17 protein-coding genes, 1 riboswitch and 1 other annotated feature are annotated in these 18,501 nt (G+C 65.8%); of the genes, 11 read left to right on the top strand and 6 right to left on the bottom strand.

Going from position 1 to position 18,501, the window contains the following annotated elements; genetic code table 11:
• Position 1: 1 nt before the first annotated feature.
• Positions 2-1,732: an amino acid kinase family protein gene (locus tag ACR9FL_RS03120; RefSeq protein WP_436357112.1), complete on the bottom strand. Its 1,731-nt coding sequence runs from the start codon at positions 1,730-1,732 to the stop codon at positions 2-4.
• Positions 1,733-1,854: 122 nt separating this feature from the next.
• On the bottom strand, positions 1,855-1,977 hold the full coding sequence (locus ACR9FL_RS03115; RefSeq protein WP_436357111.1) for a hypothetical protein: 123 nt from the start codon (positions 1,975-1,977) through the stop codon (positions 1,855-1,857).
• A gap of 188 nt (positions 1,978-2,165) precedes the next feature.
• A riboswitch (SAM riboswitch) is annotated at positions 2,166-2,289 on the top strand.
• An 80-nt stretch (positions 2,290-2,369) separates the two neighbouring features.
• Between ACR9FL_RS03115 and metX the strand changes: the two genes are divergently transcribed.
• Entirely contained in the window at positions 2,370-3,437 is a 1,068-nt protein-coding gene (gene metX, locus ACR9FL_RS03110; protein ID WP_436357109.1) for a homoserine O-succinyltransferase MetX, read from the top strand.
• Positions 3,434-4,615, top strand: coding sequence for a cystathionine gamma-synthase (gene metB / locus ACR9FL_RS03105; RefSeq protein ID WP_436357108.1), 1,182 nt, complete (start codon positions 3,434-3,436; stop codon positions 4,613-4,615). The genes metX and metB overlap by 4 nt, the downstream gene beginning before the upstream one ends.
• Positions 4,616-4,774: 159 nt before the next feature.
• Here the strand turns inward: metB and ACR9FL_RS03100 are convergent, their stop codons facing one another.
• The 3 genes from ACR9FL_RS03100 to dusA all read right to left on the bottom strand — a co-directional run bounded on the left by ACR9FL_RS03100 (position 4,775) and on the right by dusA (position 8,670).
• Complete coding sequence (locus ACR9FL_RS03100; RefSeq protein WP_436357106.1) at positions 4,775-6,595, bottom strand: methyl-accepting chemotaxis protein; 1,821 nt, start codon at positions 6,593-6,595, stop codon at positions 4,775-4,777.
• Positions 6,596-6,684: 89 nt separating this feature from the next.
• Positions 6,685-7,509, bottom strand: a complete 825-nt coding sequence (locus tag ACR9FL_RS03095) for a sulfite exporter TauE/SafE family protein (RefSeq protein ID WP_436357105.1) — start codon at positions 7,507-7,509, stop codon at positions 6,685-6,687.
• 126 nt (positions 7,510-7,635) lie between these two features.
• Positions 7,636-8,670, bottom strand: a complete 1,035-nt coding sequence (gene dusA / locus ACR9FL_RS03090) for a tRNA dihydrouridine(20/20a) synthase DusA (RefSeq protein ID WP_436357103.1) — start codon at positions 8,668-8,670, stop codon at positions 7,636-7,638.
• A gap of 112 nt (positions 8,671-8,782) precedes the next feature.
• Between dusA and ACR9FL_RS03085 the strand changes: the two genes are divergently transcribed.
• The 7 genes from ACR9FL_RS03085 (at position 8,783) to ACR9FL_RS03055 (ending at position 16,486) form a co-directional block, all read left to right on the top strand.
• Positions 8,783-9,844: a site-specific integrase gene (locus tag ACR9FL_RS03085; RefSeq protein ID WP_436357102.1), complete on the top strand. Its 1,062-nt coding sequence runs from the start codon at positions 8,783-8,785 to the stop codon at positions 9,842-9,844.
• A gap of 74 nt (positions 9,845-9,918) precedes the next feature.
• On the top strand, positions 9,919-10,389 hold the full coding sequence (locus tag ACR9FL_RS03080) for a GNAT family N-acetyltransferase (protein ID WP_436357100.1): 471 nt from the start codon (positions 9,919-9,921) through the stop codon (positions 10,387-10,389).
• A 214-nt stretch (positions 10,390-10,603) separates the two neighbouring features.
• On the top strand, positions 10,604-10,825 hold the full coding sequence (locus ACR9FL_RS03075) for a DUF2945 domain-containing protein (RefSeq protein ID WP_207822953.1): 222 nt from the start codon (positions 10,604-10,606) through the stop codon (positions 10,823-10,825).
• Positions 10,822-11,376, top strand: a complete 555-nt coding sequence (locus ACR9FL_RS03070) for a DUF488 domain-containing protein (RefSeq protein WP_436357098.1) — start codon at positions 10,822-10,824, stop codon at positions 11,374-11,376. The genes ACR9FL_RS03075 and ACR9FL_RS03070 overlap by 4 nt, the downstream gene beginning before the upstream one ends.
• A gap of 173 nt (positions 11,377-11,549) precedes the next feature.
• Positions 11,550-13,403 carry a DNA ligase D gene (ligD, locus tag ACR9FL_RS03065; RefSeq protein WP_436357097.1) on the top strand — a complete coding sequence of 618 codons (1,854 nt, stop codon included), beginning with the start codon at positions 11,550-11,552 and terminating at the stop codon, positions 13,401-13,403.
• Between the two features lie 152 nt (positions 13,404-13,555).
• On the top strand, positions 13,556-14,749 hold the full coding sequence (gene chrA, locus ACR9FL_RS03060) for a chromate efflux transporter (protein ID WP_436357096.1): 1,194 nt from the start codon (positions 13,556-13,558) through the stop codon (positions 14,747-14,749).
• 139 nt (positions 14,750-14,888) lie between these two features.
• Positions 14,889-14,953 (top strand) — a sequence feature (sul1 is cis-regulatory element that is thought to sense ions involved in sulfur or methionine metabolism; They are found in Alphaproteobacteria).
• 36 nt (positions 14,954-14,989) lie between these two features.
• Positions 14,990-16,486 (top strand): SulP family inorganic anion transporter, encoded by a 1,497-nt coding sequence (locus ACR9FL_RS03055; protein WP_436357095.1) that lies wholly within the window; start codon positions 14,990-14,992, stop codon positions 16,484-16,486.
• A 33-nt stretch (positions 16,487-16,519) separates the two neighbouring features.
• Here the strand turns inward: ACR9FL_RS03055 and ACR9FL_RS03050 are convergent, their stop codons facing one another.
• Entirely contained in the window at positions 16,520-16,729 is a 210-nt protein-coding gene (locus ACR9FL_RS03050; RefSeq protein WP_436357094.1) for a helix-turn-helix domain-containing protein, read from the bottom strand.
• A gap of 145 nt (positions 16,730-16,874) precedes the next feature.
• Here ACR9FL_RS03050 and ACR9FL_RS03045 point away from each other — a divergent pair, with 145 nt between their 5' ends.
• A complete protein-coding gene (locus ACR9FL_RS03045) occupies positions 16,875-17,156 on the top strand; it encodes a hypothetical protein (protein ID WP_436357093.1) in 282 nt (93 codons plus the stop codon).
• On the top strand, positions 17,147-18,421 hold the full coding sequence (locus ACR9FL_RS03040) for a lysozyme inhibitor LprI family protein (RefSeq protein WP_436357091.1): 1,275 nt from the start codon (positions 17,147-17,149) through the stop codon (positions 18,419-18,421). The genes ACR9FL_RS03045 and ACR9FL_RS03040 overlap by 10 nt, the downstream gene beginning before the upstream one ends.
• Positions 18,422-18,501: the final 80 nt, after the last annotated feature.

The following is an 18,501-nucleotide window of genomic DNA, read 5'->3' as shown; positions in this document are numbered from 1 at the left end:
TTCAGACCAGCTCCGCCGCCGCGCGACGGGCGCGCACCACGTCGGCCACGTCGGCCAGCACGCTCTCGGTCGTGGCCCAGCGCCCGGCGCCGCGCCCCTTGCACGTCCAGACGCGACCGTCCTGACCATAGACCTTCAAGGCGTTGCGCTCTCCCTTCAACGACTGAAACAGCGCGTCTTTCAGATCGCCGTCAAGCCGGACCGAGGCGTCCAGTTCGCCGTCGCGGTCATGACAGGCGCCGATCTGGCGCACCGGCTTGTCGCCCAGCGGCGTCTCGGCCGACAGTTCGTCGCGCGGCAGGTCGGCGGGGGCGCGGCCAAAGGCCTCGAAGCACAGCAGCTTGACCTTGGCGGCGGCGTCGTGGCCCTCCAGGTCCGAGGACGGGTCTTCCTCAGCGAAGCCCGCCACGCGGGCGTCGGACAGGGCGTCGGCAAAGGCCGCCCCCTCGCCCAGGCGTTGCAGCATGAAGTTGACCGTGCCGTTCAACACCGCCTCGAAGCCGGCGACGGGACCAGCGGCGCGGGCGGCGCGCAGGGTCTCTATCATCGGCGAGCCGCCGCCGACCGAGGCCGACCAGGCCACGCGGGCGCCGTTGGCCGCAGCCAGGGCCTGCAGGCCGCCGGGATCGCGCGACACCGCCTGCTTGTTGGCGCTGACCACGTCGCAGCCGGCCTCCAGCGCGCGACGGATCAGGGCGTGGCCGACCTCGCCTTCGGACAGGGCCTCCAGCACCAGATCCGGCTTCTTGGCGAGCCAGGCGTCGATGTCATTGGTGAACAGATCGGCGGGTGCATCCACATCGCGCTTCTTGCCCGGATTGCGAACCAGGACGCTGACCACCTCATAGCGCCCGTCGGGCAGCAGACGGTTCAGCAGGCCGCCGCCGACCACGCCGCATCCGGCCAGGGCGACGCGCAGCGGCGCTTCCGGCTGAACCGGGCCGGGAGGGGCCCCGCGCTCGCCGACCACCGTGCCCTCGGCGCGGCCCAGGGCGGCCACCTCGATCTCCACGCCGCGCGCCTCGCCCAGGTCGATGGCGTCGTGCTGGACCAGGGCCCCGCCCAGAAGGCGCGCCGTCTCCCAGCTGGCGCGGCGATAGCGCAGCGGCGTACCCGTTTCCGAAGCCGGATCGCGGTCGTAGAGGCCGTCCACGTCCTTGACCAGACGCACCCGGTCCAGACCCAGTTCGGCCGCCAGAACCACCGCCGTCAGGTCCGATCCGCCCCGGCCCAGCAGGGCCACCCGGCCATTGGGACGCACCCCGCCGAAGCCCGGCACCACCACCACCTCATGCTCGGCTAGAGCCTGGGCCAGGCGGTCGCCCTTCAGACTGACGGGGCGGGCGTGCTGCGCCGGCCCCTCGACCACGATGCCCAGTTCCCGAACCGACAGCCCCACCGCGTCCAGTCCCACCCGGTCGCAGGCGATGGCGACCAGGGCCGCCGCCTTCTCCTCGCCCAGCACCACATAGGCGGGCAGCAGTTCGTTCTCATGGTCCAGGCCCAGCGACCGGGCGTCGGCCAGCAGCCGGTCGGTATGACCCGACAGGGCCGAGACCACCGCCACCACCTTACGCCCGGCGCGGACGTGGCCGTAGATTTCCGAGGCCACGGCGGGGGCTTCGGCGGCGTTGCGCAGGACGGAGGAGCCGAATTTCAGCACCACGACTTCGGCGTCGGGCGCCGCCTGAGGTTTCTGTTTGTCGGCGACGAGAGCGAGAGAGGCGGGCATCGGCTTGTTCCTGAAGGCGGGGTCTGGGGAGAAGTTCGAGGTCTGTTCGGGGCAATAAAAAACCCGCCCGGGGGTCCCGGGCGGGTGATCGGTTTTTGCGTTTCTCGCCTAGGCGGCGCGCATCATCCGGTCCCCGCCCGTGAGGGCATGATGGTGGTACCGGTGGTGGTAATCATGGACGCGAAGAGGCCCGTCGCCGAGGCGGCGATCAGGGTCATCATCATGCTGGCGAACTGGTCGAGCACAGGCGGCGTCCGATTGAAAATCTGACCTAAGGGTGTTCCACGACCCCGCACCGCGTCAACCCCGAAAAGAACAAATTTTTCTCGAACCCACCAAATAGGCGTGATTTCACCGACGAATTACGCCGTGAGCCCGAAATGAGGTGAAATTTTCCGCTTGACCGGCGCCCTTCGCAACCGCAACGTAAGGTCACTCATCAAGACCGGCTGAGGGATTAGGCCCTTTGACGCCGGGGCAACCATCGGGTTCCGCCCGAAACGGTGCCAACTCCTGCGGGGTTTTCAGGGCGACCTGAAGACCGCGAGAGATGGGTGGAGCATCGACGAGGCGAAGCTCCACGGTCTGTCACTGCATGGGTTCCTTGGCGAGCCGTTTTGCTGAGTGACCGAGACCCATGACCCTGGCCCTGATCGACCCCATCGCCCCCGCCGAAGAGCCAGCCTGTCGGCCTGCGTCTGCGCGCCGTCCGTCCGAGCTGCTGTCGCGCGACGGGGCCCATGACGTCTTCGTCCCCATCCCCGACGGCTTCCCGCTGGATTTCGGCGGAACCCTGAACCAAAAGCAGATCGTCGGCCGCCTGCACGGCAAGGCCGGGGCCCCCCTGATCGTCGTCGCTGGCGGCATCTCGGCCGACCGCTACGTCCACCGCACCGAGACCAAGGGCCTGGGCTGGTGGTCGGGCGCCGTGGGCGTCCGCGCCCCCATCGACCTGACCCGCTTCCGCGTTCTAGCCTTTGATTTTGCACCGGAATTCGGTGAAGGCGTCAAGGACGCCAAGACCCCGCTGACCATCACCACCCAGGATCAGGCGCGGCTGCTGGCCTTGCTGCTGGACCACCTGGGCGTGGACAAGGTCGCGGCCTTCGTCGGCTGTTCCTACGGCGGCATGATCGCCCTGGCGTTCGGCGAACTCTTCCCGGACTGGGCCGAGCAGCTGGTGGTGGTGTCCGCCGCCCACCGCCCTCACCCCCTGGCCACCGCCTGGCGCGGCATCCAGCGCCGCATCCTGCAACTGGGCCTGGAGACCGGCCGCGTGGATCAGGCCGTGGGCCTGGCGCGCGAGCTGGCCATGACCACCTATCGCACCCCCGACGAGTTCGGCGAGCGCTTCGATTCCGAGGCCCCCAGCCACGCCGGTCAGGCCTATCCCGTCTGCGACTACCTGACGTCGCGGGGCCGAGCCTATCGCGACCGCACCACGCCGTCGCGCTGGCTGACCCTGTCGGACTCCATCGACCGCCACCGGGTCGAGCCCGAGGCCATCACCGCCCCCGTCACCCTGGTCGGCTTCACCACCGACCGCCTCTGCCCCATCGACGACATGAAGGAGCTGGCCGCGCGCCTGCCCAACCTCTGGCGCTTCGAACAGCACCCCTCCCTCTACGGCCACGACGCCTTCCTCAAGGAAGACGCCCTGGTCGCCGACATCCTGACTTCCGTTCTGAAGGACATCGACCAATGAGCCGCGCCGCCCGCCCCGCCGATCCCCGCACCATCGCCGCCCGTTCGGGCGTCGATACGGACACGGCCCACGGCGCAGTCATGCCGCCGCTCTATCTGTCGTCCAACTATTCCTTCGCCGGCTTCGACCAGAAGCGGAAGTACGACTATTCGCGCTCGGGCAACCCGACCCGCGACGTCCTGGCCGAGACCCTGGCCGAGCTGGAAGGCGGCGCCGGCGCCGTCATCACCGCCACCGGCATGGCTGCGGTCGACCTGCCGCTGAGCCTGCTGAACCCCGGCGAACTGCTGATCGCCCCGCACGACTGCTATGGCGGCACCCACCGTCTGCTGACGGCGCGCGCCAAGAAGGGCCACTTCCGCGTCGCCTTCATCGATCAGAACGACGGCGAGGCGCTCGACGCCGCGCTGGCCGACGGCTGCAAGCTGGTGCTGATCGAGACCCCGTCCAACCCCCTGCTGCGCGTCGTGGACGTGGCCGACGTCTGTCGTCGCGCCCATGCCGTCGGGGCCAAGGTGGTGGCCGACAACACCTTCCTGTCGCCCGCCCTGCAGCGCCCGCTGGAACTGGGCGCCGACATCGTGGTCCACTCGACCACCAAATACATCAACGGCCACTCCGACGTGGTCGGCGGCGCCGTGATCGCGGCTGATCCGGCCGATCACGCCGAACTGGCCTGGTGGGCCAACTGCCTGGGCGTCACCGGCTCGCCCTTCGACGCCTATCAGACCCTGCGCGGCCTGCGGACCCTGTTCACCCGCATCGAGCGCCAGCAGGCCACCGCCGGCCTGGTCGCCGCCGCCCTGGAACAGCATCCGGCGGTCAAGGCCGTCCACTATCCCGGCCTGAAGTCCCACCCCGGCCATGCCCTGGCCGCGCGCCAGCAGTCGGGGCCGGGCGCCATGCTCAGCTTCGAGCTGAACGGCGGCACGGACGCCGTGCGCGACCTGATAGAGGCCCTCAACATCTTCACCCTGGCCGAGTCGCTGGGCGGCGTCGAAAGCCTGATCGCCCACCCCGCCACCATGACCCACGCCGCCATGACGCCCGACGCCCGTGTCGTCGCCGGCATCACCGACGGCCTGATCCGCCTGTCGGTCGGTCTGGAGCATCAGGACGACATCCTGGCCGACCTGGTTCAGGCGCTCGACGCCCTGGTGCTGCAACAGGCGGCCTAGGCTCGAGTTTCTTTCCTCCCTGTCGCACAGCGATGGGGAGGTGGCGCGGCGGCGCAGCCGACGTGACGGAGGGGGCGGCACGACGGGATACGTTTGCGTCGCCCCCTCCACCGCTACGCGGTTCCCCTCCCCATTGCATGGGGAGGAAAAGCCTTCTTTTTACGCCACCGCGCGTTCCAGCATCCGCTGCTGACCGCGCGCGTCCATCGCCGTCTCTTCCAGCGAGAACTGACCCATCATCCGATCCAGTTCGCGGGCGTCCTGGGCCAGGGAATGGCTGGCGGCGGTGGCTTCCTCGACCATGGCCGCGTTTTGCTGCGTGACCTGATCCATCTGGGCCACGGCGGTGTTGACCTGTTGCAGGCCGCTGGACTGTTCCTGCGACGAAGCGACGATCTCGCCGGTGATGGCGGTGACGCGCTCGATCTGACCACCGATCCGCTTCAGGGCCTCGCCGGTGTCGCCGACCAGTTGCACGCCCTCGCCGACCTGACGGCTGGAGTCGGAAATCAGCGCCTTGATCTCTTTCGCCGCCTCGGCCGAGCGCTGGGCCAAAGCCCGCACTTCCGACGCCACGACCGCAAAGCCGCGACCGGCGTCGCCCGCACGCGCCGCTTCCACGCCCGCGTTCAGGGCCAGAAGGTTGGTCTGGAAGGCGATCTCGTCGATCACGCCGATGATGTTGCCGATCTCGTTGGACGAACGCTCGATCTCGCCCATCGCCACGACGGCGCGGCCCACGACGGCCTGACCGTCGACCGCCTCGCTGCGGGCGGCCTTGACCACGCCCCCCGCCTCGACGGCGTTCTCGGCCGAGCGCGACACCGTGGCGGTAATCTGCTCCAGGGCGGCGGCGGTTTCTTCCAGGGCGGCGGCCTGCTGCTCGGTGCGGCGCGACAGGTCGTTGGAGGCCTGCGAAATCTCGTGGGCGCTGGCGCCGATGGCGCTGGAGCGGTCGACGATGACGCTCATCGTGCTCTGCAGCTTGGCCATGGCCGCGTTGAAGTCGGCGCGCAGCTTTTCATACTCGGGCGCGAAGGTCGCGTTCAGGCGGAAAGCCAGATGGCCGTTCGACAGGCGATCCAGACCGGCGGCGATGCCCTCGACCACCTCAGCCTGCTGACGAGCCGCCTCGGCGTCGCGTTCTGCCTGGGCGATGCGCGCCTGTTCGGCGGCGGCGCGCTGGACCTCAGCCTCGGCTTCCAGACGCACCTTTTCCTCGGCGTTCTGCTTGAAGGTCAGGACGGCGGCGGCCATGTGGCCGATCTCGTCGCGGCGACCGACAGCCGGAATGGCGACGTTCAGATCGCCCGACGCCAGCCGTCCCATGGCCCGCGTCATGGCCTCGACCGGGCGGCTCAACGCCCCGATCAGCCAGGCGACGGCGCCCAGGGCGATGATCAGGGCCACCACCCCGCCGATGGCGAAGCTCCAGTAGGCTTCCTTGTAGGCGAAGGCCTTGGCCTTGGCGTTGGCCGCGGCGACCACCGCCTCCTTTTCCTGAATGGCGCCGACGGCGGCGCGGATGTCCGCCAGACGCGCGCCATGTTCCAGACCGGCGACGGCCTGGGGCTGGGTGGCGGGATCACGGGCCAGGCCCATCAGACCGTCAGCGCTTTGATGGAAGGCGTCGACAGCGGCCTTCAGCGCCGCCTGCTCCTGTCCATAGGCGGCGTTGACGTCAGCGGCCGCCAAGTCGGCCAGGCGCGAGACCAGCACCTTGCCCGGCTCCTCATATTTCGGAATGAAGTCGGCGTCGCGCGTCGCCACAAAGGCGCGCATGGCGTTCTGCTGCTCGACGGCGGCGGCCAGGACCAGGTCTGACGCCTTGAACATCTCTGCCGAGGCGGCGTTGGCGGCGTCGGCGCGCTGCAGCACGGTCACGGCCCACAGGACCACCATGGTCGCCATCCCGCAGGCGCCGATCACGGCGGCGAAGGACAGCATCAGCTTCTTGGGGACGGACAGGTTCTGCAGCATTTTCTACGCTCGGGGGGAGGACAGTAGCTGCTCCCTAACGCCCCGCTGTTCGCCAAAGCCTTATCGTCCGACAGCGGACATCTACGTAGTCACAACGCCTTCACCACCACCGACAGGGCAGTGAGCAACAGATAGACGGCGAAGGCGCGGCGCAGCACCCTGCGGTTCAGCCGGTGCGCCAGCCGCGCGCCATAGGGAGCCGTCAAGGCCGTCAGCAGCCCCATGATCACCGCCGCCGGCACGTTCACATAGCCCAGAGACAGCGGCGGCCGCCCCGGCGCGCCCCAGCCGAAGACCGCAAAGCCCAGGGCCGCGGTCGCCCCGATGGCCAGGCCGAAGCCGCTGGCCGTGGCCACCGCCTGATGGATGGGCCGTCCGCACAGGGTCATGGTCATGCCGCCGAAACTGCCGCCGCCGACGCCCATCATGGCCGACAGCAGACCGATGCCCGTCCCCACGCCGCGCCGTCCCCAGCCGGTCGGCAGGTCCTTTCTCAGGGTCACATGTTCAGGCAGCAACCCCATCTGCATGGCAATCAGCAGCAGACAGACGCCATAGACGATGGCCAGCCCCTCCATCGGGGTGAAGCCCGCGATGGCCGCCCCGACCAGACCGCCGAACGCCACCCAGGGCGTCCAGGTCTTCAGCACCTGTTCGTCCACCGCCCCATGCGCCCGATGCGTCGCCAGCGACCGCAGCGAGGTGGCGACAATGGTCAGAAGCGAAGTGCCGATGGCGACGTGCAGATTGCTTTCGCCCCCCACGCCCAGCACCGAAAAGGCGTAAAACAGCGCCGGCACCAGCACTGTCCCGCCCCCGACCCCGAACAGACCGCCGATCAGGCCCGCGACCGCCCCCGCCGCGATCAGGGCGGTGAACATCATCAGAAGTTCGGACAGGGGCAAGGCGGTCATGGCTTGGGCATAGCGGGCGCTTTCCTCCCCGTCATCCCGGAAGCGGCGCAGCCGCTGTCCGGGACCGCAAGAAGCGCCGGCGCCTTGGGCGGTCCCGGCTCAAGGCCGGGATGACGAAAGTAAAGATCAGGCCGCTTCTACGGCTTCACCCAGCCGCGCCTGCCGCGCCTCGGCCTCGCGCACAGCCTCGGCCGCGCGGTCCACCACCTCCAGCCCGGCCCCGGCCTTGACGCCCTCGACGGTCAAGATGCGGCGGAAGGCCCGCGCCCCGGCCCGACCGTGCATCAGGCCCAGCATATGCCGCGCCATGCCGGCCAGATGGGCGCCCTCGGCCAGTCGCCCGGCCATGTAGGGGCGATAGCGTTCGATGGCGACGAAGGGATCGATGTCCGGGGCGTCCATCCCGAACAGCCGCCGATCCACCTGCCCCAGCAGGGCCGGCTCGTGATAGGCGGCGCGGCCCAGCATGACCCCATCCAGCTGCACGCCGTCGGATGCATCGAGGTGCGCCTCGGCCTGATCCAGATCGCCGACGCCGCCGTTGATGCAGATGGTCAGATGCGGCCGCTCGCGCTTCAGACGCCGCACCAGATCATAGTCCAGCGGCGGCACGTCGCGGTTTTCCTTGGGCGACAGGCCCTTCAGCCAGGCCTTGCGGGCATGGACGACAAAGCTGGTGATGCCCACCGCCGCCGAGGCGTCCACCGTGGCGAACAGGCTGATCAAGGGGTCCTGATCATCGACGCCGATGCGGCATTTGACGGTGGCCGGGACGCTGACCGCCTCCCTGATGGCCGCCATGCAGTCGGCCACCAGCTCCGGCTCGCGCATCAGACAGGCGCCGAACTTGCCCGACTGCACCCGGTCCGAGGGGCAGCCGACGTTCAGATTGATCTCGTCATAGCCGTAGGCCTCGCCGATCTTCGCCGCCTCGGCCAGTTGGGCCGGGTCCGACCCGCCCAGTTGCAGCGCCACCGGATGCTCGACGGCGTCAAAGCCCAGCAGCCGCTCGCGGTCGCCGTGGATCACCGCCGGGGCCGTGACCATCTCGGTATAGAGCAGCGCCCGGTTGCTCAGCGCACGGTGAAACGCCCGGCAGTTGCGGTCGGTCCAGTCCATCATGGGCGCCACGGACAGCCTATGGGCTTGATTTATCGGCATTTTTTCCGTAATATCAAAAAGTTGGAAGGCGGCGTGTGCACTCGAATTTGCGACGTGTTGCGACGTTTTTTCCGGGTTTTCGACACCTCAGTGCACACAGAGCGCACACGAAATGGCGACCTACTCGAAACTCCCGTCAGGAACGTGGCGGGTCCAGGTAAGACGGAAGGGTCGCTATATAAGCGAGACCTTCCTCAAACGCGATGACGCCCGGCGGTGGGCGACCGAAGCCGAGGGACGGATCGATCGCGGAGAAGTTCCCACTCCGTCCCGTTCGGCCAAGCTGCGCACATTTGGCGAGCTCATCGACCTGCACATCCACGACATGAAGTCCGTCGGGAAGGCGCCCAGGCGATCGAAAGCGGCGACGCTCAAGATGCTGAAAACGCGCTTGGGCGGGAAGAAGATCGCCCAACTCGATCGACAACTCTTCATCGACTTCGGTCGGAGACGCGCCACCGAAGGCGCCGGCCCCATGACGCTGAGCATCGACATCGGCGCGATCAAGCTCATCCTCTCCCATGCCGCAGCGGTTCACGGCCTGACTGTCTCGGTTGAGGCTATTGATATGGCCCGCCTCGCCCTCAAGCGCCTTGGCTTGATTGGCAAGGGCGTCGAGCGAGATCGCCGTCCCAGCGATGAAGAACTGGAGCGCTTGATCCGCCACTTCGAGGACAAGCCTCGTCAAACCATTCCCATGGGCGCCGTCATTCGCTTCGCGGTCGCGACGGCGATGCGCCAGGAAGAGATTTTCAAGGTCGTCTGGGGTGACTACGCAGCGCGGACCAAGATGCTGACCATCCGCGATCGCAAGGACCCTCGCGAAAAATCGGGCAACGACCAGCGTATTCCACTTCTTTCAGTCAGCGGCTTTGACCCCGTGGCGCTCATTGAAGAGCGGCGTTCCTCGCAGACAAACGCGGACGCCCGCATCTTCCCTTTCAATCACCGGTCAGCCGGCGCCGCGTTCACGAGAGCCTGCAAAGCGCTCGGCATCATCGATCTCCATTTTCACGACCTTCGCCATGAAGGGACAAGTCGCCTGTTCGAGGCGGGCTTCCAAATCCACCAGGTCGCGCTGGTCACCGGCCACAAGGACTGGAAGATGCTCCGACGGTACACCCACCTTCGTCCGGAATCCCTTCATCTCATTGCAGCGGGTCTGGCGGCATGAGCGGCACGCCGGTCACGGAAGCTGCGGCCGCGTAAAGCTTGGCTGGAAACCCTCACCATGCCAAATCCAGTCGCATGAACTCGATCCGAATTCGTCCGTATGATCCGGCTGATTTGACTGCTGTCGTCGAACTGTTCAACGGCTCGGTCAGAAAGATCGCCAGCCGTGACTACAGTCCGGCTCAAATCGAGGCCTGGGCGCCGGTTGCGGTTAACCTGGTCCAGTGGTCCGAGCGCCTTGAGGGTAAGCCGACGTTCATCGCAGAACATATGAATCGAATCGCAGGCTTCAGCGACCTCGGGCCGACCGGCCATATCGATATGCTATTCGTTCATTGCGAACATCAGGGTCGCGGCGTCGCCAAGAGCCTGATGGACCACATCCTGCTCAAGGCTCACGAACAAAAGCTGTCGTCTTTATGTACGGACGCGAGCATCACGGCAAAGCCGTTCTTTGAACGCAGCGGCTTCAAGGTGGCCTGGGAACAGGACGTCGAACTCCGCGGCCAGATCTTTCGCAACTATCGAATGATCAGGGTGCTCTAGCGCCGGTCAATCGCCCTAACCGCTCGATCTACATCATTCGACGGTTGGAAAAACCTGATGACCGCCTCCCACGATCGTGTCGCCTAGCCCGACACGGCGCGATCAAGATCGTTCTGCTCATCAGCATATCGACGGACGCGACCGGCCCATTTTCGTTCCCTTCAATGCCGGAACGAAATCGACCAGGTCAGATTGTCTCCGCACGGAGATCAAAATGCCTAAGACGTTCGATGTCGGAGATCATGTGAGCTGGAACTCCGAGGCAGGGCGAGTAACCGGCCGAATCACTCGGGTTCACACACGCGACTTCGATTACAAAGGCCACACGCACCGCGCTTCCAGAGCAGAACCTCAATATGAGATCAGGAGCGACAGGACAGATCACATCGCAGCTCACAAGGGGAGCGCACTGGATTATGTGCGACGCCGAGAATGACGCTGCCGTTCTACACGATCGGGCACTCGAACCGAAGTTTTGAAGATCTCGTCGCCCTTCTGCAGGAAGCACAGATCCTAAAAGTCGTCGATGTCCGCAAGATTCCGAGATCCAGAGCCAATCCTCAGTTCAACCAGGAAACACTTCCGCACAGGCTGGCGGAGCACCAGATAGCCTACGACCACAATGTCGGACTGGGCGGGAGGCGCGGTCGGATCGAAGATGTGGCCGACGACAGCAACGGTTACTGGGAGAACACGAGCTTCCACAACTACGCCGATTACGCTCTTTCCGCCTCTTTCCACGCCGGGTTAGAGCAGTTGATCGAAACGGGGCGGCGCCAACCTAGTGCGATCATGTGCTCGGAAGCAGTGTGGTGGCGGTGTCATCGACGGCTCATCGCCGACAACCTTCTCGCCAGGGGGGAGACTGTCATTCACATCATGGGGCACGGCAGGTTGGAGAAGGCTCGATTGACAGCAGGCGCTGTCATTCATCCCGACGGGACGGTCAGCTATCCGGCTTCTGCGCACCAGGAACAGCGTCGATAGCAATGCCATTGGCGCCATTCCTTCGGGAGGTGCGTTGCGCCATGGAAAGGAGCCTCCATGCCTAGTCGCAACCTGATCCCTGCGAGATCGCCCAGACGCCCGTTCCGTTCATTCGCCGCCCCTCATCAGCCGGGCTGCCAACAAACTAGGCCTGGCCGAGGCGGCCCCAAGCCATGACCGCAGAACGCTCCATACGGTCCAGACCCAAGACCACGACCGCCCTGCCCGCTTTTCGTCCCGTGCAGCTCGCCACGCTCGTCGACGCCGTGCCAGGAGGAAATCGCTGGCTGCATGAGATGAAGTACGATGGCTACCGGCTGGAGGTCGTCGTCGGCGGAAGTCGCGCTCGAGCCTTTACGCGCTCCGGACTCGACTGGTCGGAGAAGTTTTCGGGGATCGTCGACGCCGCTGCGTCCCTGAAGGTGGACTCCGCGGTGCTCGACGGCGAGGCTGTCGTGTTCGACGCCGAAGGGCGCTCCAGCTTCCAGACGTTGCAAGGCGCTCTGAAGGGCGAACCCGGCAAGATCGCCTATGTCGCTTTCGACCTTCTCGCGCTTAACGGGGAGGATTTGTCGTCGCGACCGTTGCTCGAGCGCAAGGCTCTTCTGCGCGACCTGCTTCCTAAGACGCCGGGACGGCTCCGTTACTCCGATCACATTCGGGGCAGCGGCGAAAAGCTGTTGAACAGCTTTTGCGCGAACGGCCTGGAGGGGGTGGTGTCCAAGCTGGCCGACAGCCGGTACGTCGGCGCGCGCTCGGCGGCTTGGGTGAAGACCAAATGCATCCAGCGTCAGGAGTTCGTTGTGGTGGGATGGCTTCCCTCAGACAAATCGCGCGCCTTCCGCTCCTTGATCCTCGCCGTCAATGACAACGGCGCCCTCCGCTATGCAGGCAAGGTTGGCACGGGCTTCGATACGATGGAGCTGCAACGGCTCCTGGAGGTCATGAAACCGCTCGAACAGGACAATCCCACCGTCAAGGCGCCCCGCGCCGAGGTTCGGGACGCCCACTGGCTCCGCCCCCGGCTGGTCGCGGAAATCGCCTTCACTGAAATGACCAATGAAGGCACGTTGCGTCACCCGAGCTATCTCGGCCTGCGCGATGACAAGAAGCCCGAAGCGGTCGTTGTTGAGAAGCCGGCGTTGGAGACGCCAGCGCCGGGTGGCGAGATCGTGCCGATCAGCAACGCTCAACGGATCCTCTTTCCCGAGAGTCAGATCACCAAGGGTCAGCTAGCGGACTACTACGCCGCCGTTGCGCCTATCATGCTGCCCTGGGCTGGCTCTCGTCCGGTCAGCCTCGTGCGATGTCCGCAGGGCCGGTCTAAGAAGTGCTTTTTCCAGAAGCACGAGGCCGGAAGCTTCGGCGAAGCCGTGCGCCATGTGGCGATAGAGGAGAAAGACGGCGAGACTGAACCCTACCTCTACCTCGATACGCCGGAAGGTCTGATGACCTGTGTCCAGATGGGAACCATAGAGTTCCACGGCTGGGGCGCACGCATCGAAGACGTCGAAAAGGCCGACCGCCTGGTGTTCGATCTCGACCCGGATGTCGGTCTGGATTTTGAAGCCGTGCGATCCGCCGCTTTTCGGTTTCGCGATATCCTCAAGAACATCGGTCTTGATACATTTCCAATGGTCACCGGCGGCAAGGGCGTTCATGTCATCGCGCCCCTGATCCCCGAGGCCGAGTGGCCTGAAGTGAAAGATTTCGCCCGGCGTCTCGCGATCGCGGTCGCTCAGGCAGAGCCGGCCAAGTTCACGGCCGCCCTTCCCAAGGCCCAGCGCAAGGGCCGTATCTTTGTCGATTATCTCCGCAATCAGCGCGGCGCGACGGCGGTCATGCCTTACAGCGTCCGCTCGCGGGAAGGCGCGCCCGTGGCGGCGCCGATCACCTGGAAGGAGATGGAGACCATCGCCAGCCCTGCGCAATTCCATGTCGGCGACCAGCTCGAACTCCTGAAGCGCGCGAGATCGAAAGGTCTTTCCTCGTGGGGCCGGGCCGATCAGGCGCTGCCGGACCTTTGAGGATCACGACGGCCTGATGAACGGCTTCCACGAGGGCCCTCGTTCTGTTCCGCAACGTAGACCTGCCAAACGCGATCAATGATAGACAGTACGCGCGATCGCGACGTTGAACGCCGCCTTGTCGCCAGAACACATGATCCATGAGGCAAGGCATGACCGCTCCCTCAGACGCCATGGGACCGCCCCGACTGTCCTTGGCGGCGCTCTTCCTCAAATTCCTGCGTTTCGGCATGCTCGCCTTCGGCGGCCCCGTGGCCCAGATCGCCATGATCCGTCACACCCTCGTCGACGATGAACGATGGATCTCAAGCCCACGCTTCAACCGTCTGCTTGCCGTCATGCAGGTGCTTCCCGGTCCTGAAGCGCACGAGTTATGTGTCCACATGGGCATGATGGCGCGCGGCCGGATCGGCGGCCTTCTCGCGGGTCTGGGCTTCATGATGCCCGGGTTCGTCCTGATGCTGGCGGCGGCCTGGCTCTACGAACGCTTCATCGCCGGACAGTCTGGCTTGACCGGTCTGCTTTTGGGCGTCCAGATCGTCGTGGTCGCCATCATCATCCGCGCCGTCCATCGCATCGGCTCCCACGTCCTGGAGGACCGTCTGTTGTGGGCTCTGGCGATCGGAGCCTTTGCAGCCGCCCTGCTGCACGCGCCGTTCTGGATACCCCTTCTGGCGTGCGGTCTGATCTACGCCCTAGAGCAACGCCCGTGGGTAGGCGCCGCCATCGTGGCCGCCGCCGTTATCACCGCCCTCCTGTTCGGTATCCATCTGGAGGTCGCACCGCCGGCAGTCGGGATTTCGGCCGAGCCGTCGCCTCAGCTCGCCGCCCTGTTCGCCGCCGGATTGAAAGGCGGCCTGCTGACATTTGGCGGCGCCTATACCGCTATCCCCTATGTGCGCGCTGATACCGTCGGACGCGGTTGGTTGCCAGATGGCGTCTTTCTGGACGGGGTGGCTCTGGCCGGCGTCCTGCCGGCGCCTCTGGTGATTTTCGGCACCTTCACCGGCTATGTGGTCGGCGGCTGGGCAGGCGCCCTGGCGGTCACGGCCGGAATTTTCCTGCCAGCCTTCGCCTTCTCGATGGTGCTGTTCAACCATCTGGAGGCCGTCGTCGAGAACCCGGCCTTGCACCGCCTTATGGCGGGCGTGGCCGCAGCCGTCGTCGGCGTGATCGCGGCCACCTCGCTTCAACTGGCCTGGACAACGGCTCACTCCGTACCGTCGCTCGGGATCGCAGGTTTGATCTTCGCCGGCGCACTGATCGCCGCATGGACCCTCAAACCGCGATGGATGCCCCTGCTGATCCTGGGAGGCGCGGCTGCTGGCCGCTTTGCCCTATCTTGAGGTCATGGACGATAGACACTTCTTCGCCGCATGCGAACATCCGGGCCATTCGGCAAACATGACGCTTCGCCAGTGTGAATTCTGAGTCGGATTCGTCGCTTGCTTCGTCCGTAGCTTGAAGGCATGAGATGGGTCTCAACTTGGACCGCGCCCTCTTCGCAGTGTGGCCGGTGGCTATCCTGACCGCTCATCCGTCAGGAAACCGAGCTGCGGGATGCGGCTCATCTTGATGAACCTCCAATGTCTCTAATCATTTCCGCGCGCCAGCAATGGCTCGCCAACCCGCGCCGCGACCTGCTCGCTGGTACGGTCGTCGCCCTCGCCCTGATCCCCGAGGCGATCGCCTTCTCCATCATCGCCGGGGTCGATCCGGCGGTAGGCCTCTACGCCAGCTTCATTATCGCAGTGACCATCTCCATCGTCGGCGGTCGCCCCGCGATGATTTCAGCTGCGACCGGCGCCATGGCCCTGGTCATGGTCACGCTCGTCCGGGACCACGGGCTTGAATACCTATTCGCCGCCTCTCTGCTGACCGGGGTATTCCAGATCATCGTCGGGCTGCTGAAGCTGGGTCGCTACATCCGCTTCGTAAGCCGCAGCGTGATGACCGGTTTCGTCAACTCGCTAGCCATCCTGATTTTCCTTGCGCAGATGCCCGAGCTGATCGGCGCCAACTGGCAGACCTTCGCCCTCGTCGCGGCATCGCTGGCGATCATCTACGGCGTACCGCGGATCACGAAGGCGATCCCGTCGCCCCTCATCGCTATTGTGGTCATCAGCGCCTTCGTCATCTGGTCCGGACTGGATGTCCGCACCGTCGGCGACATGGGGCAGATGCCCTCGACGCTGCCGATGTTCCATCTCCCGGCCGTCCCCCTGACGTGGGAGACTTTCACCATCATCGCCCCGGTCGCGGCGACCCTGGCCTTCGTGGGCCTGCTGGAATCCCTGCTGACCGCCAACCTTCTGGACGACATCACTGACACGCCGTCGGACAAGGACCGCGAGACCCGCGGGCAAGGCATCGCCAACATCGCCGCCTCTCTGTTCGGCGGCATGGCGGGCTGCGCCATGATCGGCCAATCAATCATCAATGTGACCTCCGGCGCGCGCGGGCGCTTGTCGACCCTGTGGGCGGGCCTGTTCCTGCTGTTTCTGATCCTGGTGCTTCAGGACTGGGTGGCGCGCATTCCGATGGCCGCGCTTGTGGCGGTGATGATCATGGTCTCGGTCGGAACCTTCGACTGGAAGTCAGTGCTGAGCCTGCGTTCGACCCCGGTCCAGTCCTCCATCGTCATGCTGGCCACCACGATCACGGTGGTCGTCACGCATGACCTGTCCAAGGGCGTGGTGCTGGGCGTGATCCTGTCAGCCATCTTCTTCATGCGGAAGCTGGGCAAGACTATCGTCGTGCAGGACATCGAAACCGCCGAGCCCGGCGTGCTGCGCTATCGCGTCAGCGGCCAGTTGTTCTTCGGCTCGGCCGACGTCTTCGCCGCCTCATTCGAGCATCATGGCCAGCCGACCCGTGTCGAGATCGACATGACCGACGTGCATCTGTGGGACCTCACCGCCGTCGTCGCCGTGGACAAGGTGGTGTTCCGCTATCGCCGTCAGGGCGCGGAGGTGCGGGTCATCGGCATGAACGAGGCCGGGCAGTCGCTGATCCAGCGTGTCGGCAAGCACGACAAGGCGCACCTGCCTGTCGGCATTGTTCCTGACTTGAACGCGCCATAAGCAGGCACTCGGTATCAGCCTGCAAGTCGATATTCAGATATCGTCGCGGCCCCCTCGCCCCCTGAATCGATTTCGATATTCGGCGGGGGTCAGGCCGACCACGCGGTTGAAGACCCGGCGAAAGGCGCTCGGATCAGAATACCCGACGTCCCAGGCGACCTGGTCCGTGGACAGAAGGCCTTCTTGCAAGAGGTTGCGGGCGCGGGCGACGCGCAGCCGCTGCCAGTATTCGGTCGAGGTCATCCCTGTCGCCTTGTGGAAACGGTCCGGCTATCTCGATTTGGCGACCCTCGACGGCCTGGGCGTAACCGTGGCCACGCCTTCTCTCGGCGCGGTCCCTGCTACGGCCGCCCCGCTCGCCCCTGCGGCTCCAGCAGCGGTCGAACCAGTGCCCACCGAGCCCGTCTGGCTCGACCAAACCACCGCCGCTTATCTGGATCGTCTGCGCCCCTCCGGCGCGCCGCGTCAGCCGCTCGGCAGCGCCGTCATTCGATGCATGGTGGCGGAAGACGGAACTCTCTTCGCCTGCTTCGCCGAGTCGGAAACCCCGCCGGGCCGCCGTTACGGCCAGGCCGCCGTCCGCGCCGCCGCCCTCTACCGCATGCGAGTCGATGGCGCCTACGCCGCCTTCGTCGGCCAAGCGATCGAGGTTCGCATCTCGTGGACCTAGGTCAGAAGCCGTCCTCCACGCGCCCCGCCCCGCATTCGGACGGAGACAAACGTCCATCCTGGCCCTGGCTTCTCGGTCTGGTCGCACTGGGCGTCGTCGTCGCCGTGCTCGCCGGAGGCGAGAGCACCCGCACCCGCTCTCTCTCCTCGCCGCCTGCGCCCGCAGCCGAGACCGTCGCTCCCCTTCACGACACGGACTTGGAAGGTCAGTGGATCACATGGAAGGGCGACGACCTCGCTCGAACCTACCGCGTCGGCGGCTACAGCCTGACCGTCGCGCCTACAGTCGACCGTGAAGGTCTCCCAGCGGCGCAGCTCAAGATTATCGCGCCTGACGGCGCGGCCCTCGATCATCAGACCTCTGGGTCGAGTTGGGCGAACCTGATCTTCATGGTCGTGCAGATGGACGCCGCAGATCCCACGCGTCAGTTGATCGTCGCCGACTACAGCGGCGGCGCCCACTGCTGCACCGAGGTGACGGTGTTCGAACGTCGAGACGGCCGCTGGAACCGCTCGGAACTGGGGTCATGGGACGGAGACGTCCCGGCGACGCCCAAGGACCTCGATAATGACGGCCGCAAGGAGATGGTCTTCGTCGACCAGGCCTTCCTCTACGCCTTCGCCTCCTATGCCGAGAGCGCCGCGCCGCCCGTCATCAAGCAGGTCCATCAGGGCAAGATCTCAACGCTCTCGACCGAACGCGCCTTCCGCCCGACCTACGCCGCCTATCTGGAAGAGGTGCGACCGGATTGCCTAGCGGGTTCGAACGGCGCCTGCGCAGCCTTCGTCGCAACGGCGGCCCGGCTCGGCCAGCTCGACGCAGCCTGGAGTCTCATGCTCGGCGCCTATGATCAGGCTTCCGACTGGAACCTCCCCAAGGCGTGCCGGATCCGCACCCAGGACGCCTGCCCGCCCGAAGCCGAACTGACCTTTGCGACCTATCCGGAGGCTCTTCAGTGGTTCCTAGGAAAGAACGCATACGCCTCGCCCGTCTATATCGAACCTCTCAATGCCGCCGGCCCATCCTTCGAGTGCGGAGCAGCTCGCACGGCAGGCGAGCAAAGCGTCTGCACAGTGCCGGCACTTGCTATGCAGGACCGGATGCTGGCCATGGCCTATACTCGCGCCTCGGCTCTCAGCCGGGACCGCCAAGCCCTCCGCGTCTCCCAGCGAGCATTCCTTTCATCACGAAACAACCTCGCAGATCCCGCCGCCCTTTCGGCGCTTTATCAAAACCGCATCGAGCTGCTCTTGGCGGTAGATTGACTATGAAGGTCCGCGCCCCGCGATTGGCGGCGATGCGCCAGGAGCGGTCATTCACTCAACGCCGGAAACCGGACCTCGGC

The sequence above is a fragment of the Brevundimonas sp. CEF1 genome (assembly GCF_051353055.1).
Taxonomy (GTDB): domain Bacteria; phylum Pseudomonadota; class Alphaproteobacteria; order Caulobacterales; family Caulobacteraceae; genus Brevundimonas.
The sequence above is the reverse complement of the archived record's forward strand: the minus strand, read 5'-3'. Positions and strand labels throughout refer to the sequence as shown.